We start from the raw sequence: 14,669 nt of genomic DNA, 5'->3' as shown, positions 1-14,669 counted from the left end.
CACAGCGCGCACATACGTTCGCTCGTCGAAGCGCTTCGACGTTCGGAGTCGAAGCGATTCGACGACCGTTGAGTGATGTCCCGATACCCATCCGACTCCCCTGGAGGCACTGGATGTTGACGGCACGAAGTCGTGTGATGGCCGCGGCCGCGGCCGTGGTGAGCACCACCCTGCTGCTGGCCTCCTGCGGTGACTCGGACAGTGGGTCCTCCGACGGGAAGACCCTGAAGCTGTGGCACTACGAGGGCCCGGACAGCGCGATGGCCGTGGCCTGGAACGCGGCCATCAAGGAGTTCGAGAAGACCCACCCGGGCGTCAAGGTGAAGTTCGAGGAGAAGGGCTTCGAGCAGATCCAGAAGACGGCGCCGATGGTCCTCAACTCCAATGACGCGCCCGACCTCATGGAGTACAACAAGGGCAACGCGACGGCCGGGCACCTCTCCCAGCAGGGGCTGCTCACCGACCTGTCCGCGGAGGTGACCGAGCGCGGCTGGGACAAGAAGCTCAGCGCCGGCGTGCGGACCACCAGCCAGTACGACGCCAAGGGCGTGATGGGTTCCGGGAAGTGGTACGGGATCCCCAACTACGCCGAGTACACGATGGTGTTCTACAACAAGGACCTCTTCGCCAAGTACAAGATCGCCGAGCCGAAGACGTTCGACGAGCTGACGGCCGCCATGGACACGTTCGTCGACGAGGGCATCACGCCGCTCGCCAACGCGGGCGCCGAGTACATGGCCCAGCAGTACCTCTACCAGCTGGCCCTGTCGAAGGCCGACCGCGCCTGGGTGGACTCGTACGAGCTCTACAAGGGCAAGTCCGACTTCCACGACGCCGCCTGGACGTACGGCGCCGAGACCTTCGCGGACTGGGTCAAGAAGGGGTACATCAGCAAGAAGTCCACCGGTACGAAGGCCGAGGACGCCGGGGTCTCCTTCATGCAGGGCAAGAGCCCGATCCTGTTCTCCGGCAGCTGGTGGTACGGCCGCTTCGCCGCGGAGAACAAGTTCGACTGGGGCACGTTCCTGTGGCCGGGATCGAACATGACCCTCGGCTCCGGCGGCAACCTGTGGGTGGTCCCCAAGGGCGCCAAGAACAAGGAACTGGCGTACGACTTCATCGACATCACCATGTCGAAGAAGATCCAGAACCTGCTCGGCAACAAGGGCGGGGTGCCGGTGGCCGCCGATCCCGCCGCCATCACGGATCCGCAGGCCAAGGGGCTCATCGCCGACTTCAACACCCTCTCCGAGCGGGACGGTCTGGCGTTCTACCCCGACTGGCCGGCCCCCGGCTTCTACGACGTCCTCGTCTCCGAGACACAGAAGCTGATCACGGGGAGCGCGAAACCGGACGCCTACCTGGACGCGGTGCAGTCGGCGTACGACAAGGGCGTACGGGACCAATGACGGTCACCGTCGAGCGGGGCGGCAGGGGCGGCGGCCGGATCGTCGAAGCGCATCACCGCGCGAAGTCCCCGCGCCGCCCCCGCGACTCGTACGCCCTTTTCCTGCTCCCCGGGGCCCTCGCCTTCCTCGCGATCGTCATCGTGCCGTTCCTGATGAACACGGGCGTGAGCTTCACCGAGTGGCAGGGCGTCGGCAGCCCGAAGTGGGCCGGGCTCGCCAACTACCGGGAGCTGATGGACGACGCGGAGTTCTGGGCGTCCTTCCGGCACAGCCTCTTCATGGTCCTCGCGATGGCGGCCGTACCGACCCTCCTCGGACTCGTCCTCGCCGCCGCCCTGTTCGACTTCGTCGGCAAGCACTTCGGCAGCCGGACGGCCGCCGTGCTGCGGGCCTGCTTCTATCTGCCGCAGGTGCTGCCCATCGCGGTCGCGGGCATCGTGTGGAGCTGGATCCTCGCGCCCGACAACGGCTCCCTCAACGAACTCCTGAAGGCGATCGGGCTCGGGAGCCTCCAGCAGGACTGGCTCGGCGACCCCGACATCGCGCTCTACACCGTCATGGGCGTGATGGTCTGGGTGCAGCTCGGCTTCCCGCTCGTCATCTTCATGGCGGGGCTGCAACGCGTCGACCCGCAGCTGTACGAGGCCGCCGAGCTCGACGGGGCCGGCTGGTGGCGGCGGTTCTGGCACGTCACGCTGCCGCAGATCAGGCCCGAGATCTACGTCGTGCTCCTGTGGTGCACGATCGCCGCGCTCAAGGTGTTCGGCGCGGTGTACGTCCTCACGAAGGGCGGACCGGGCGGGGCGACGAACGTGCCGTCGTACTTCTCCTTCACCACCTTCTTCGAGAAGACGCAGGTCGGTTACGGCGCCGCGATCTCCACCGTCCTGACCGTGATCATCCTGGTGCTCGCGCTGGTCGGCCTGAAGCTCCAGACGCGTGCCGAGGACGCCGAGCAGGGGGTCGTGCGATGAACGCCGAGCCAGGAGCCGCCCGATGACCGCCGTCCGCCGCTACCCCGTGCTCGCCGCCCTGGTCATCGGGGCCCTCTTCATGGTCCTGCCCTTCCTGATCGTCGCGGTCAACGCGGTGAAGTCGCCCGCCGAGTACTCGGCGAACGGCCCGCTGAGCCTCCCCGAGGGCGTCTACCTCGACGGTCTGAAGGACTTCTGGGAGCGCGTCGACTTCGGGCAGAAGCTGGTCAACTCGATCCTGATCAGCGGGTCGGTCGCCCTCGGCGCGGTCGTCCTGTCCGTCCTCAACGCGTACGCGATCGGCATCGGCCGGATCAGGGGCCGCACCTGGGTGCTCGCCTTCTTCGTCCTGGCGAACATGCTGCCGCAGGAGGCGCTGGTCTACCCGGTCTACTTCCTGAGCAAGGAGGCCGGCCTGTACGACACCCGGCTGAGCGTGATCATCGTCTTCACCGTGATCCAGGCCGCCTTCGGTACGTACCTCCTGTCCGCCGTCCTCGGGCAGTTCCCTCGCGAGATCATCGAGGCCGCCCGGATCGACGGGGCGAACAAGTGGCAGGTGCTCTGGCGGATCGTGGTGCCCGTCAGCCGGCCGACCATCGGCGTGCTGCTGGTCTTCTTCTTCATCTGGACCTGGAACGAGTTCCTGCTCCCCCTGGTCATGCTGATCTCCAACGACAACCAGACCGTGTCCGTGGCGCTCGGCGTCCTCCAGGGCCAGCGTCTGATGGACGCCACGATGACCAACGCGGCAGCGCTCCTGGGCGTCCTGCCCGCCATCGTCTTCTTCCTCGTCTTCCAGCGGACGCTCACCCGCGGCATCGCCGTGGGTGCCGTCAAGTAAGGGGTGTGCGCGTGAAGTTCACCGACGGCTACTGGCTGCTGCGCGAGGGCGTGAGCGCCGCGCACCCGGTCGAGGTGCTCGACGTGAGCGCCGGGTCCGGGGCCCTGGAGATCCACGCGCCGACCCAGCCCATCCGTCACCGCGGCGATCTGCTGAAGGGACCGGTCGTGACGATCGGCGCGCACGCTCCCATGCCCGACGTCATCGGCGTCACGTTCACGCACTTCGTGGGCGAGGAGCCGCGCGGGCCCCGGTTCGAGCTCGGCAAGGAGGAGTTCACCGCGCACGCGGAGTACGACGAGGAGGCCGCGACCCTCACCTCGGGCGCCCTGTCCGTGAAGGTCAGCCGCACCGGCCCCTGGCACGTCGACTTCCTCGCGGACGGCCGCACCCTCACCAGCAGCGGCCCCAAGGGCATGGGCATCATGCGGGACGCCGGGAACGGCGGCCACTACCTGCGCGAGCAGCTCAACCTCGGCGTGGGCACGCAGGTCTACGGACTCGGCGAGCGCTTCGGACCGCTGGTCAAGAACGGCCAGGTCGTCGACATGTGGAACGCCGACGGCGGTACGGCCACCGAACAGGCGTACAAGAACGTGCCGTTCTACCTGACGGACGCGGGCTACGGCGTCTTCGTCGACCATCCGGGCCGGGTGTCCTTCGAGGTCGGCTCGGAGGCGGTGTCCCGGGTCCAGTTCAGCGCCGAGACCCAGCAGCTGACGTACTACGTGATCTACGGGCCCACCCCGAAGGACATCCTCCGCAAGTACACGGCCCTCACCGGGCGGCCCGCGCTGCCGCCCGCCTGGTCGTTCGGGCTGTGGCTGTCGACGTCCTTCACCACGTCGTACGACGAGGCCACCGTGAGCTCCTTCATCGACGGCATGAAGGAACGCGAACTCCCGCTCTCCGTCTTCCACTTCGACTGCTTCTGGATGCGCGAGTTCAACTGGTGCGACTTCGAGTGGGACCCGCGGGTCTTCCCCGACCCGGAGGGCATGCTGGCCCGCCTCAAGGAACGCGGGCTGCACATCAGCGTCTGGATCAACCCGTACATCGCGCAGCGCTCACCGCTGTTCGCGGAGGGCAAGGCCCTCGGGCACCTGCTGAAGCGGCCGGACGGCAGCGTCTGGCAGTGGGACCTGTGGCAGCCGGGCATGGCACTGGTCGACTTCACCAGTGAGGCCGCCCGCGACTGGTACGCCGCGAAGCTGGAGGCGCTGCTCGCGCAGGGCGTCGACTGCTTCAAGACCGACTTCGGGGAGCGGGTCCCGCTCGACGTGGCGTACGCGGACGGCGGCGACCCCGAGCGGATGCACAACTACTACACCTACCTCTACAACCGGACCGTCTTCGACGTGCTGCGCAAGCACCGGGGCGAGGCGGAGGCCGTCGTCTTCGCGCGCTCGGCGACCGCCGGCAGCCAGAAGTTCCCCGTGCACTGGGGCGGCGACTGCGAGGCGACGTACGAGTCGATGGCCGAGTCGCTGCGCGGCGGGCTGTCCCTCGGTCTGTCCGGGTTCGGCTACTGGAGCCATGACATCGGCGGCTTCGAGGGCACTCCGACGCCGGCCCTGTTCAAACGGTGGCTCGCCTTCGGCATGCTCTCCTCGCACAGCCGCCTGCACGGCAGCTCCTCCTACCGGGTGCCCTGGCTGTTCGACGAGGAGGCCGTGGACGTCCTGCGCCTGTTCACCCGGCTGAAGCTGCGCCTGATGCCGTACCTGTACGAGGCCGCCCGCGTCGCGCACACCGAGGGCGTGCCGATGATGCGCGCGATGCTCCTGGAGTTCCCGGACGATCCCGGGTGCGCGCATCTGGAGCGGCAGTACATGCTGGGCCCGGACCTGCTGGTCGCGCCGGTGTTCTCCGACGACGGGCACGTGTCGTACTACGTGCCCGAGGGCACCTGGACGCACTTCCTGAGCGGGCGGCCGGTGACAGGGCCGCGGTGGGTGCGCGAGGAGCACGGGTTCTCCAGCGTGCCGCTCCTCGTCAGGCCGGGTGCGGTGATCCCGGTGGGTGCCGTGGACGACCGGCCCGACTATCCGTACGCGGACGGTGTCACCCTGCACGCGTACGGCCTGGAGCGCGGCGCGCAGGTCACCGTGCCCGTGGACGGCGTGACCTTCACCGTCGTACGCGAGGGGGACACGCTGCGGGCCTCGTCCAGCGATCCGGCGGCGCCCTGGGCGCTGTCGGCCCAGGGGCGGGTGGCGCGGGCGAAGGCCGGGACCGGGTTCCTCTCCCTCGAGCTGGGCGCCGAGCAGGAGCGGGGCTGAGCATGGTGAAGATCACCGATGTGGCACGGCACGCGGGGGTGTCGCCCAGTACCGTCTCGTACGCGCTGAGCGGCAAGCGTCCGATCTCCGAGGAGACCCGGCAGCGCATCGAGGACAGTATCCGCGAGCTGGGCTACCGGCCGCACGCGGGCGCCCGGGCACTGGCCAGCAGCCGGTCGAACGTGCTGGCGCTGGTGGTGCCGCTGCGGGCCGGCATCCACGTACCGGTGGTGATGCAGTTCGCGGTGTCCGTGGTGACGGCCGCGCGCCGGCACGACCACGACGTGCTGCTGCTCACGCAGGAGGAGGGCGAGGACGGACTGCGCCGGGTCGCGGACACCGCCCTCGTGGACGCGCTGATCGTGATGGACGTCCAGCTCCACGACCGGCGCCTGGCGCTGCTGCGCGCGCTGGACCTGCCGTCGGTACTCATCGGGTTCCCGGCCGAGCCCGCCGGGCTGACCTGCATCGACCTGGACTTCAGGGCGGCGGGCGAGCTGTGCGTCGAGCACCTGGCGAGCCTGGGACACCGGGTGATCGGCCTGGTGGGCTCGCCGCCGGAGGTGTACGTCCGGGAGACGGGGTTCGCCCAGCGGGTGGTCCAGGGCTTCACCGCCGCGGCCGACCGCAACGGCGTCTCCTCCTCGGTGCACCCGTGCGAGGCGGCGCCCGCGGCGGCCCGCCGGGTCGCCGAGCAGCTCCTGCGGGAGCGGCCCGCCCTGACGGGGGTCGTGGTGCACAACGAGCCGGTCCTGGAGCCCCTGATCGACGCCTTCGAGTCGCTCGGCCTGCGGGTCCCGGGAGATCTGTCGGTCACCGCGATCTGCCCGGACGAGCTGGCCGAACGCGCCCGGGTGCCCGTCACCTCGGTCGCCATCCCGGCCGACGAGGTGGGTGCCGGGGCGGTCGAGCTGCTGATGAGGAAGCTGGGCGGCACGACCGCGCCGGAGGCCACCCTGCTCCCGCCGCGCCTGACCGTGCGGGCGAGCACACAACCACGCCCCTGACCCGTGCAAGGCCCTATCCGAAGGAGCCTGACGTGAAAGGCAAGAGAGCACCCGCACGACGCGCAGGACGCAGAACCGCACTCGTCCTGGCGCCGGCCCTGATCGCCGGCCTCGGCGCCGCCGTACCGGCGGGGGCCGACGACACCTCGTACCCCTTCCGGGATCCCCGGCTCCCGGCCCACACGCGCGTGGACGACCTCCTTTCGCGGCTCACCCTCGACGAGAAGGTGTCCCTGCTCCACCAGTGGCAGCCCGCGATCCCCCGGCTCGGCATCCAGTCGTTCAAGACCGGCACCGAGGCCCTGCACGGCGTCGCCTGGCTCGGCGAGACCACCGTCTTCCCGCAGGCCGTCGGCCTCGCGTCCACCTGGGACCCGGCCCTGATCCGCAAGGTCGGCTCGGCGGTCGGGGACGAGGCGCGCGGCTTCCAGCAGGAGCGTCCGGCCGGCTGGGGCCTCAACCTGTGGGCACCCGTCGTCAACCCGTTGCGGGACCCGCGCTGGGGCCGCAACGAGGAGGGGTACTCCGAGGACCCGTACCTCACGAGCTCGATGGCGACCGCGTACGGCCTCGGCCTCACCGGCGGCGATCCCGACCATCTGAAGACGGCCCCCACGCTCAAGCACTTCCTCGGCAACAACAACGAGGCCGACCGCACGACCACGTCCTCCGACCTGCGCCCGCGCGTGCTCAAGGAGTACGAGGAGCAGGCGTTCAGGCCGACGATCGAGGCGGACGCGGCGACGGGCGTGATGTCCGCGTACAACCTCGTCAACGGCCGCCCGGCCACGGTGAACCCGGCGCTCGACGAGGTGCGCGACTGGACCTCGTACGACCTGATGAACGTCACGGACGCCTACGCGCCCAACAACCTGACCGGCACCGGCAGTCAGAAGTACTACGACACCCTGGCCGAGGGGAACGCGGCCGCCCTGAAGGCGGGCATCGACAGCTTCACCACCGACGACACGAACGCCCTGCCGACGACCACGGCCGTCAAATCGGCGCTCTCCGAGGGCCGGTTGAAGGAGTCGGACATCGACACGGCGGCCGGGCACATCCTCGACGTCCGGGTCCGGCTCGGGGAGTTCGACCCGGGCGGCGGCAAGTACGGGGCCATCGACAAGTCGGTCGTGAACAGCCCGGCGCACCGCAGGCTCGCCCGGAAGGCGGCGGCCGACGCGGCGGTGCTGCTGAAGAACTCCGGCGGCACCCTGCCGCTGAAAGCCTCCGGGAAGGACGTGGCCGTCGTCGGCCCCCTCGCCGACACCCTCTACACCGACTGGTACTCGGGCACGCTCCCGTACGCGGTCACCCCGAAGGAGGGCATCGCCGCGAGACTCGGCACGTCCGTGGCGGGCAGCGAGGGCGTGGACCGGATCACACTGCGGAACGCGGAGAGCGGCGGGTACGTCACGGCGGGGACGGACGCCGACGGCGAGGCGCTGAAGGAAGGCACCGCCGCGGGGACGGCCGCGCAGTTCGACGTCTTCGACTGGGGCGCCGGCATCGTGACGCTGCGCTCGGCCGCCAACGGCAAGTACGTGGGCTACAACTGGTCGGGCTTCGTCAACGACCAGGTCCAGCCGAACGGCTGGTTCGTCCAGCAGCAGTTCGCGCTGGAGGAGCAGGACGACGGCGGATACCTGCTGCGGTACGCCGGCTACGAGACCCGCGAGCCCTGGTGGTCGAACCCGGTGTACCTCGGCCCCACCGGCTCCGACGGCGCCCTCGGCCTGGTCGGGAAGTCGCAGGCCGCCCGCTACACGAAGGACGTGGTCCGCAGCGGCACCGAGGAGGCCGTGGCGGCGGCGCGGGGCAAGGACGCGGCGGTCGTGGTGGTCGGTTCGATGCCCGCGATCAACGGACGCGAGAACGACGACCGTGAGGACATGGGCCTGGCCCCGTCCCAGGAGGCCCTGGTCAAGGCGGTGCGCAAGGCCAACCCGAACACCGTCGTGGTCGTCGAGAACAGCTATCCGACCACTCTCGGCGCCCTGCAGAAGGAGGTCCCGGCCCTTCTGTGGACCACGCACGCGGGCCAGGAGACCGGCAACGCCCTCGCCGACGTCCTCTTCGGTGACGTGAACCCGGCCGGGCGGCTCACCCAGACCTGGTACCGGTCGGAGGCCGACCTGCCCTCCGTCCTGGAGTACGACAACATCAAGCACGACCGCACCTACCAGTACTTCAGGGGCGATCCGCTGTACGACTTCGGCCACGGACTCTCGTACTCCTCGTTCCGCTACGGGCGGTTGCAGCGCGTCGACGGCGGTTACGAGGTCGCGGTGACGAACACGGGCCGCCGCGCGGGGGACGAGGTCGTGCAGCTCTACACCCACCAGCGCATCTCGCGGGACAAGCAGCCCCTGAAGCAGCTGGAGGCGTTCCAGCGGGTCTCGCTGAAGCCGGGCGAGACGCGGACGGTGCGGCTGAAGCTGCGGGAGAAGGACCTCGCGCACTGGGACGTGACCCGCTCCCGGTGGGTGGTGGAGAGCGGCACGTACGACGTCCTCGTGGGCGCCTCCTCCGGGGACATCCGCTCCCGCGCGGCACTGAAGGTGCGCGGCGAGACGATTCCGGCGCGCGATCTGTCCCGGGTGACCCGGGCGGAGAACTTCGACGACTACGAGGGGGTGCGCCTGGTGGACGAGTCCAAGGCGCGGGGCACCGCCGTGGGGGCTTCGCGTGACGGTGCCTGGCTCAAGTTCGCCGACTCCCGGCTGGGTTCCGGCGCGGCGGAGTTCGGCGCCCGGGTGGCGGGCGCGGGCGGGAAGGTGGAGATCCGGCTCGGCTCGCCCACCGGCCCGCTCGCCGGTACGGCCTCGGTGTCCGGGACGGGGTCGGTCTACACGTACGCCGAGGTGAGCGCACAGCTGTCGGCCGCCGCGAAGGGACATCAGGACGTGTACCTGGTCCTGGGGGACGGTATGCGGCTGTCGACGTTCACGATCGGCTGACCGGTGGTCCCGCAGCGGCGGCCCGGGGCGTCGAGGAGCCGCCCCGGGCCGCCGCGCTCAGTCGGTCACGCGCTCAGCACTCCCCCGGCTTGCGCCACGAGCACTCCAGGTCCCCGTCCCGCTCGGCGCCCCGCGCGCTTCCCGGCTTCACCGGGACGGTGTCGTCCGCCGTGGAGCGCGCCAGCGTCACCACGATCGCGTCCTCCAGCGGTTTCACGGACGAGGCGAGGTAGTTGTTGAGCACGACGCTGTAGACGAGTTCCCGTCCGTCGGCGTCCCGCACGTACCCGGAGAGCGCGGACGCCCCTGTCAACGACCCGGTCTTTCCCCGGGCGTTGAGCGCCGCGGGTGTCCCGCACATCCTGGAGCGCAGCGTGCCGCCCACGAAGCGGTCGGGGGCGCAGGCCACCGGCAGGGAGGTGTACCAGTCGGCGTACCAGGGCTCGGCCCGCACCGCGAGCAGCAGCTCGGCGAGCTGCTTGGCGGGGAAGTTGTTCATGCGGGAGAGCCCCGACCCGTCGACCTGCCGCAGCTTGCCCGTGTCGACGCCGACGCCCTTCACGTATCCGCTGACGGCGGCGAGCCCGGCGCTCCAGCTCCCCTTTCCGGAGACCTTGTGGCCCATGGCCTTGGTGAGGATCTCCGCGTGCATGTTGTTCGACAGCTTCATGAACGGGATCAGCAGGTCCTTCAGCGGCATGGAGGTGTGCGAGGCGAGCCGCCGCGCCGACGCGGGCGTGGCGCGCCCGAGGCGGGTCGGTCCGGTCACCTTCACCCCGTGTGCGGTGAGCGCGTCGCGGAACACGGCGGCCGCGTAGCCGGTGGGCTCCCACACGCTCACCCATTCCTCGGCACCGGAGCCGCCGGCCGGTGTCGTACCGCTGACGACGATCGTGTTGGTGCCGTGCTCCCGCTCGACGGTGAGGTCGTTCGCCCCGCCCGCCGCGACGGTCGTGGCCCGGATGTCGATGTCGACGTACCCGGTCTTCGGGGTGACGGTCGCGCGGGGCTTGTCGCCCGCCGCCGCCCCGGGCGCGACCCGCACGATCACCGACCCGGTGTCGTAGTCGGTGTCCGGCGCGACGCTCAGTGCGCTGATCTGCGCCGAGTAGTACGAGGACTCGTCGTCGGCGGCCCAGGAGCGGCCGAGGCGGCTGCTGTCGAAACGGGTGTCGTCGGCGAGGAGCCGGCCGCTGACGCGGGTGACGCCCGACTCCGCGACGCGTGCGGCGAGTGCGTCGTAGTCCTCGGCCAGGGCGGTCGGGTCGCCGGTGCCGCGCAGATACAGGTCGCCGGCCAGTACGGAGCCGTGCCGGCGCCCGGTCGTCAGGACGTCCGTCGTGAACGTGTGGTCCGGTCCGAGGATCTCCATCGCGGCTGCCGAGGTGGGCAGCTTGGTGTTGGAGGCGGGCATCAGCCGTGAGGTGGGCCCGCGCTGGTGGAGAACGTCACCGGTGGTGGCGTCGGCGATGACGACGCTCGCCGTCCCGCCCTCCATCCGGCTGTCCCCGAGGATGCTGTCGATGGCCTCCGGCAGTCCGCTGCTGCCCGCGTCCGCCCCGGCCGGCGCGCTCCAGCCGAGCCCGGCGGCGAGCATGCCCAGGACGACGGCCCAGGTCCACGGGTGCCTGCGGGAGTCGTGAGATCTCTTGGGTTTTCCGAGTCGTCTCATGCCACGGCAGCATCCATCAAGACCCGGCTTTCGCACAGGGTGCCCGCGCGGGTGTGGCCGGTACCGGTGCCGGACGCCCCGGCGCATGACAAAGGCCCCGCTGCCGTGGCAGCGGGGCCTTTGCCCACATGGGGTGAGGGGGTCTGGGGGTCACGCCCCCAGAAATTCGGCGAGGCGAACCGTGCTCGCGCACGTGGCGAGCACGGTTCTCCTTCGACCCGTGGAGATGGCGGGAATCGAACCCGCGTCCAACGGTGCAGAATCAGGGCTTCTCCGAGCGCAGTTCGCTTAGATTTTCTCAGCCCCGGAGATCACGCGAACAAGTCTCCGACGGGCTCAGTCACTGTTTGATTTCCCATCGAGCCCCGTGACCGGGCTCGACGGTTTAGTTCCCTTGATTATGCCAGGATCCGGGTCGGGAACACCCCCGGGCTGACACCCATTTAGGGTCCTTCACTCACTGGTTATTAAGCAGCGAGGGCGAAGGACTGGGAATCGCTCTTGGAATTGGCGATTATTGGTTGCGACATATGGTTAACGAGATCATTGCCGCTTCCTCGGCTCGCTTCCCCTGCTTCGACAGCCGCTGTCGAAACCGATCATCCCCATGTTGATTTTTCAAACCCTCCGAGGAGGGCGCGCGCACCTGCTGTGAGGTGCAGTGCCATCGTACGTGACCAACGCACGCCGATGCCACCGTATTCCCGGCGGCCGCCCGCCCTACTCGCCGCGCTGCTTGCGCTTGGCCGCCGCGATCGCCCGGTCCGACTCCCGCCGGTCCTGCTTCTCGCGCAGTGTCTGCCGCTTGTCGAACTCCTTCTTGCCCCGGGCGAGCGCGATCTCGGCCTTCGCGCGGCCGTCCTTGAAGTACAGGACGAGAGGCACGATCGTGTGGCCCGTCTCCTCGGACTTCACCGCCAGCTTGTCGATCTCCTCGCGGTGCAGGAGCAGCTTGCGCTTGCGGCGCGCGGAGTGGTTGGTCCAGCTGCCCTGGCTGTACTCGGGGATGTGGGCGTTGTGCAGCCACGCCTCGTTCCCGTCGATCTGGACGAAGCCGTCGGCCAGCGAGGCCCGCCCCTGGCGCAGCGACTTGACCTCCGTGCCGGTGAGCACGAGCCCTGCCTCGTAGACGTCGATGATCGCGTAGTCGTGCCGGGCCTTCTTGTTCTGCGCGACGATCTTGCGCTTGCCGTCCTTGGCCTTGCTCTGGGCTCCACCGCCCTGCTTCGGCTGGGATTCCTTCGGTACGTACATGCCCTTGCTCATAGTGCTGGCCATTTTCGCACTAGAGAGGGGTCCGAGGGAAAGCCGATTACGAGGGCCGTGGGGCACCGGCCCCGGAGGCCGCGCCCTGCCTACTACGAGGGGTCGCCGAGCCCGCTCAGCACGGTCTCGGCCCGCCCCAGCGCGCCCGACTCGGCCTCCAGGTCGGGGGTGATGCCGCGGCCGTCCACGGTGCGCCCGGAGGGGGTGCTGTAGTGCCCGACGGTCAGTTCGGCGACGGAGCCGTCGGGCAGCCGGCTCGGCATCTGGACCGAGCCCTTGCCGAAGGTCCTGGAGCCCACGACGACCGCGCGGCCACGGTCCTGCAGTCCGCCCGTGAGGAGCTCCGCCGCGCTCATCGTGCCGCCGTCGACGAGCGTGACGAGCGGCCTGGTGGTGTCGCCGCCGGGATCGGCGTGCAGGGCCCGCTGGGAACCGTTCACGTCGTACGTGGCCACGAGTCCGCCGTCGAGGAAGGCGGAGGCCGCGGTGACGGCCTCGGTGACCAGGCCGCCCGAGTTGCCACGCAGGTCCAGGACGATCCCGTCGTCCACGGGCGCGTCGGCCACGGCGGTCCGTACGAGGTCCCCCGAGCCCTTGGTGAAGGCGGCGACCTTGATCACGGTGACCCCGCCGGGGAGTTCGCGCACACTCACGGAGTCGGTGGACAGCCGCGCCCGGCGCAGGGTCTGGCGCCACGCGTGTGTGCCGCGCTCCAGCCCGAGGGCGACGGTGGTGCCGGCATCGGCGTCGGTGGCGTCACCTCGCAGTAAGGACACGACCTCCGTGACGGGTCTGCCGTCGACACGGCGGCCGTCGACACTGCGCAGCCGGTCGCCCTTGCGGATCCCGGCGGCCTGGGCGGGCGAGCCGGACTGGACCCGCGTCACCTCGATCCGCCCGTCCCGCTCACGCCGGGCCCACAGGCCGACGCCGGTGTACTGGCCGTCGAGGGCTTCCTCGAACTCCTCGTACTCGCCCCGGGAGTAGACCGCGCCCCAGCGGTCGCCGCTCCGGCTGACCGCCCGCTCGGCGGCCTCCACGGGCGACTTGCCGTCGGCCATCGCCTCGGCGGCCGCGTCGGCGACGTCCTCCTGGTGACCGGCCTGGGCGGTACGGGCCGACGCCGGGGCGGATTTCCGGCCGGGGGTGTCGAACGAGCCGGTCGCGGCGCCCGCCGCGAGGACACTCGCAAAGACCAACGTCAGGGCCGCCCCGCGGCCGATGCGGCGGGGCTGACAGAACAGGTCACGGCCTGACATGCCGGTGAGTCTAGGACAACGAGAAGGGCCGTACCGGCGGATGCCGGTACGGCCCTTTTGGCATGCGTCACACCTTCAAGTACTTGCGCAACGCGAAGAACGCGGCCAGCGCCGGCATCAGGAGGCTCGTGGCGAGGATGAGCGGCAGCTTCGTGAGAACGGCGTCCCAGCCGATGAAGTCGATCAGGTTCAGCTTCTCGGACAGGGCCAGGCCGTGGTCGATCATGAAGTACCGGGCGATCAGCAGGAAGGCGCAGGCGACACCACCGCCGATCAGTCCGGCGACGGCGGCCTCCATGATGAACGGCGCCTGGATGTAGAAGCCGGAGGCGCCCACCAGACGCATGATCCCGGTCTCACGCCGACGGCTGAACGCGGAGACACGCACCGTGTTGACGATCAGCATCAGCGCGACGACGAGCATCATCGCCATCAGCGCCCGCGCCGCCCAGTTCATGCCGTTGAGCAGCTCGAAGAGGTTGTCGAGGATGCCCTTCTGGTCCTGGACGGACTGCACTCCGTCCCGGCCGTCGAAGGCGGTCGCGATGACCTTGTACTTCTCCGGGTCGGTCAGCTTGACGCGGAAGGACTCCTGCATCTGGTCCGGAGTGAGCGAGGCGGCCAGCGGGGAGTCGCCGAACTGCTCCTTGTAGTGCTTGTAGGCCTCGTCGCTCGTCTCGTGCGTGACGTTGTCGACGACCGGCATCTTGTCCAGGTCGGTCTGGATCTGCTTCCGCTGCTCGCTGGTGATCGCCCCCTTGGCACAGTTGGGGTCGGACTCCGCGTCGCTCTTGTTGCAGAGGAAGATCGAGACGTTGACCTTGTCGTACCAGTACCCCTTCATCGAGTTCACCTGGTCGCTCATCAGGAGCGAGCCGCCGAACAGGGCGAGGGAGAGGGCGACGGAGACGACGACCGCGAAGGTCATCGTCAGGTTGCGGCGGAGACCGACACCGATCTCCGACAGAACGAACTGGGCGCGCATGGCGTCTTCTC

At 69.7% G+C, this 14,669-nt stretch carries 10 protein-coding genes and 1 other RNA gene; 6 read left to right on the top strand and 5 right to left on the bottom strand.

What is annotated here, in order from left to right; all coding sequences use genetic code 11:
- Window positions 1–113 precede the first annotated feature (113 nt).
- The 6 genes from O1Q96_RS06100 to O1Q96_RS06075 are packed head-to-tail and all read left to right on the top strand — an operon-like array spanning window position 114 to window position 9,476.
- Window positions 114–1,409 (top strand): ABC transporter substrate-binding protein, encoded by a 1,296-nt coding sequence (locus O1Q96_RS06100; protein WP_269247186.1) that lies wholly within the window; start codon window positions 114–116, stop codon window positions 1,407–1,409.
- Window positions 1,406–2,383, top strand: a complete 978-nt coding sequence (locus tag O1Q96_RS06095) for a carbohydrate ABC transporter permease (RefSeq protein WP_269247185.1) — start codon at window positions 1,406–1,408, stop codon at window positions 2,381–2,383. The genes O1Q96_RS06100 and O1Q96_RS06095 overlap by 4 nt, the downstream gene beginning before the upstream one ends.
- Before the next feature lie 22 nt (window positions 2,384–2,405).
- Entirely contained in the window at window positions 2,406–3,227 is an 822-nt protein-coding gene (locus O1Q96_RS06090) for a carbohydrate ABC transporter permease (RefSeq protein WP_269247184.1), read from the top strand.
- An 11-nt stretch (window positions 3,228–3,238) separates the two neighbouring features.
- Window positions 3,239–5,509, top strand: a complete 2,271-nt coding sequence (gene yicI, locus O1Q96_RS06085; RefSeq protein ID WP_269247183.1) for an alpha-xylosidase — start codon at window positions 3,239–3,241, stop codon at window positions 5,507–5,509.
- Between the two features lie 2 nt (window positions 5,510–5,511).
- Window positions 5,512–6,516 carry a LacI family DNA-binding transcriptional regulator gene (locus tag O1Q96_RS06080; protein ID WP_269247182.1) on the top strand — a complete coding sequence of 335 codons (1,005 nt, stop codon included), beginning with the start codon at window positions 5,512–5,514 and terminating at the stop codon, window positions 6,514–6,516.
- A 32-nt stretch (window positions 6,517–6,548) separates the two neighbouring features.
- Entirely contained in the window at window positions 6,549–9,476 is a 2,928-nt protein-coding gene (locus O1Q96_RS06075; RefSeq protein ID WP_269247181.1) for a glycoside hydrolase family 3 protein, read from the top strand.
- 73 nt (window positions 9,477–9,549) lie between these two features.
- Here the strand turns inward: O1Q96_RS06075 and dacB are convergent, their stop codons facing one another.
- The 5 genes from dacB to ftsX form a co-directional block, all read right to left on the bottom strand.
- Window positions 9,550–11,148: a D-alanyl-D-alanine carboxypeptidase/D-alanyl-D-alanine endopeptidase gene (dacB, locus tag O1Q96_RS06070; RefSeq protein ID WP_269247180.1), complete on the bottom strand. Its 1,599-nt coding sequence runs from the start codon at window positions 11,146–11,148 to the stop codon at window positions 9,550–9,552.
- A 218-nt stretch (window positions 11,149–11,366) separates the two neighbouring features.
- Window positions 11,367–11,755, bottom strand: a transfer-messenger RNA (tmRNA) gene (gene ssrA / locus O1Q96_RS06065).
- Between the two features lie 113 nt (window positions 11,756–11,868).
- Window positions 11,869–12,402 carry an SsrA-binding protein SmpB gene (smpB, locus tag O1Q96_RS06060; RefSeq protein ID WP_269253499.1) on the bottom strand — a complete coding sequence of 178 codons (534 nt, stop codon included), beginning with the start codon at window positions 12,400–12,402 and terminating at the stop codon, window positions 11,869–11,871.
- 104 nt (window positions 12,403–12,506) lie between these two features.
- Window positions 12,507–13,673, bottom strand: coding sequence for a S41 family peptidase (locus tag O1Q96_RS06055; protein ID WP_269247179.1), 1,167 nt, complete (start codon window positions 13,671–13,673; stop codon window positions 12,507–12,509).
- A 67-nt stretch (window positions 13,674–13,740) separates the two neighbouring features.
- Window positions 13,741–14,658 carry a permease-like cell division protein FtsX gene (ftsX, locus tag O1Q96_RS06050; RefSeq protein WP_217453453.1) on the bottom strand — a complete coding sequence of 306 codons (918 nt, stop codon included), beginning with the start codon at window positions 14,656–14,658 and terminating at the stop codon, window positions 13,741–13,743.
- Window positions 14,659–14,669: the final 11 nt, after the last annotated feature.

The organism is Streptomyces aurantiacus (assembly GCF_027107535.1).
In the GTDB taxonomy this organism is placed as follows: domain Bacteria; phylum Actinomycetota; class Actinomycetes; order Streptomycetales; family Streptomycetaceae; genus Streptomyces.
Note: the sequence above shows the minus strand (reverse complement) of the source record. Positions and strands in the feature narration are given on the sequence as shown.